Genomic DNA, 2,645 nt, shown 5'->3' on the forward strand with positions numbered 1-2,645 from the left:
ACTATTTTACGATAGAATCTTGCTATTTATAGTGGTACAATTTAAACCCCTTTTTTCATCATCTTCCCCGATCGGGTGCTTTTTTATACTTGTACTGTTGTCTTTTAATTTGTCATTTGTCATACTCTCTCCAGAAAAGAATCAAGCTACGTCATTCGTCCTTTGTAAGGGAACCGATAAGGTAGAACTTTGATTTAACTCCCCCTGCTGCCTCTGCTTCTAGAGGTGCCTGGGCACTTCTCTACATTGCTCCCCCTGATTCTAGAGGTGCCTTGGCACGTCTCTACTCCCTTGTTCTCTGTTCCCTATTTTAGAAAATGGCATTTATTTCCATCACTTATGGATTCTTTCTGCTGGGTGTCCTGCTGATTTACTGGACTCAGCGTTCTTCATCAGGGCGATTATGGGTACTCCTAATTGCCAGTTTACTCTTTTACAGCAGCTTACAAATTCAATACATTCCGCTGCTCTTATTCGTAGTTTGGCTCAATTTTTACTTAGGGCAGAGAATTGCGGTCAATACATCACCTGGGTCGCATCTCAACAATAACCATCTCTCCAATGAAGAGTGGTTAATGGAACAGGAACTTTGGAACCAGAGACGTTTGAAACTCCTGTGGCTGGGGATTGGATTAAATATTCTCTGTTTAGTCAGCTTCAAGTATGTTCCGTTTATCCTGACGAATATCTCCGCCCCCTTGAATTTACCCGTGGCGCGAGAGGGGGCAAGCTGGATTAGCGATCACTTAATTGCTCCCTTGGGACTTTCGTTTTTTGTTTTTGAATGTATTGCCTATCTAATTGATGTATATCGGGGGGCACCTGCCACGCGCCAAAGCTTACAATTTGCTACCTACAAATTATTTTTCCCGAAACTCATTTCAGGACCCATTACTCGCTACCATCAGTTTGCTAGCGAGTTGAAAGATATCCAATTTCCCAGTTTTGACCGCCTGAGTGAGGGGCTATGGTTGATTGCCAGTGGTGCGGTTAAAAAGGCACTTTTAGCGGATCGGATCGGAATTTTTGTTGATCTGTGTTTTGGCAGCGTAGAACGGGCAGGTAGTGGTGATTTGTGGCTGGCTATTTTTGCCTATGGTTTACAACTGTATCTGGATTTTAGCGGCTATGTGGATATTGCCCGGGGGAGTGCTATCCTAATGGGATTTAACCTGCCAGAAAACTTTAATTTTCCTTACTTTAGTACCAGCATTGCAGATTTCTGGCGACGCTGGCATATTACGTTAGGCGATTGGATTCGCAACTATCTTTATTTTCCCTTAGGCGGGTCACGCAAAAGATTAGGTCGAACCTGTCTGAACTTGTTTGTTGTCATGCTAATTATTGGCATTTGGCATGGTGCGGCTTGGGGATTTGTCGTGTGGGGAGGATTGCACGGTTTGGCTTTGGTGGTGCATCGTTTAACCCAAACCCTATCGGACCGCTTTGTTTGGTTAAAGGGATGGTGGCAAACCGGATTCGGTGTGCTAGTGGCGTGGGCAATTACTCAATGGATGGTGTTCATGTCCTGGATTTTCTTCCGCTTACCCAATCTCAAACAAGCCGGCTTTGTCATCCAGAACCTCTGGGGTCAACCTGCTGATGTGCAGTTTGCCGAAAATGTTTATTTGACTGCGTTTGGCTTACAACGCTTTGAGTTGACACTGCTGTTGGTCATCGTCGCCCTTTTAATGGCGGGTGTTTATGGGATTCATCGGGGTCTGAAGTTACAACTCAACTGGCCCCTGAAGTTGCTATTAGTGCCTCTGTTCCTTTATACGGTGTGGTTGTTGGCGCCTGAAGGCGGTTTACCTTATATCTACTTTGAATTTTAATTGATAAGTTAAATTAATAGAATTTATCCAATAGATTAATAAAACCATTGGATAATCCCAATGAAGATGAATACCATTAAAGATAAGGCATTATTTTTGCCTTGCTTCAATAGCTGACGAAGTAATAGCACTAATCGAATTATGACTACCACAGTACAACGTCGCGATAGCGCGTCTTTGTGGGAACGGTTCTGTAATTGGGTCACTTCCACCGAAAACCGCCTGTATATCGGCTGGTTTGGTGTGCTGATGATCCCCACTCTCTTAACCGCTACCACCTGCTTCATCATCGCCTTCATCGCCGCTCCCCCCGTGGACATCGATGGAATCCGTGAGCCTGTTGCTGGAAGCTTACTCTATGGCAACAACATCATCTCTGGTGCTGTTGTACCTTCCTCCAACGCCATCGGCTTGCACTTCTACCCCATCTGGGAAGCTGCTTCCTTAGATGAGTGGCTCTACAACGGTGGTCCTTATCAGTTAGTGGTTTTCCATTTCCTGATTGGCGTCTTCTGCTACATGGGGCGTGAGTGGGAACTTTCCTACCGCTTAGGTATGCGTCCTTGGATTTGCGTAGCTTACAGCGCACCTGTAGCTGCTGCTACCGCCGTGTTCCTCATCTACCCCATCGGTCAAGGTTCTTTCTCCGATGGCATGCCTCTGGGCATCTCTGGAACCTTCAACTTCATGTTCGTGTTCCAAGCTGAGCACAACATCCTGATGCACCCGTTCCACATGCTCGGTGTGGCTGGCGTATTCGGCGGTGCATTGTTCAGCGCGATGCACGGTTCTTTGGTAACCAGCTCTCTG

The 2,645-nt window shown here is 45.9% G+C and carries 1 protein-coding gene and 1 pseudogene; both read left to right on the plus strand.

From position 1 onward, the window contains the following. Positions 1 to 317: 317 nt before the first annotated feature. Complete coding sequence (locus tag RIM23_RS15790; RefSeq protein ID WP_446368155.1) at positions 318 to 1,835, plus strand: MBOAT family O-acyltransferase; 1,518 nt, start codon at positions 318 to 320, stop codon at positions 1,833 to 1,835. 141 nt (positions 1,836 to 1,976) lie between these two features. After that, positions 1,977 to 2,645: pseudogene (locus RIM23_RS15795) on the plus strand (photosystem II q(b) protein); the annotation flags it as partial.

The sequence above is a fragment of the Coleofasciculus sp. G3-WIS-01 genome (assembly GCF_040223135.1).
Lineage (GTDB): Bacteria > Cyanobacteriota > Cyanobacteriia > Cyanobacteriales > Coleofasciculaceae > Coleofasciculus.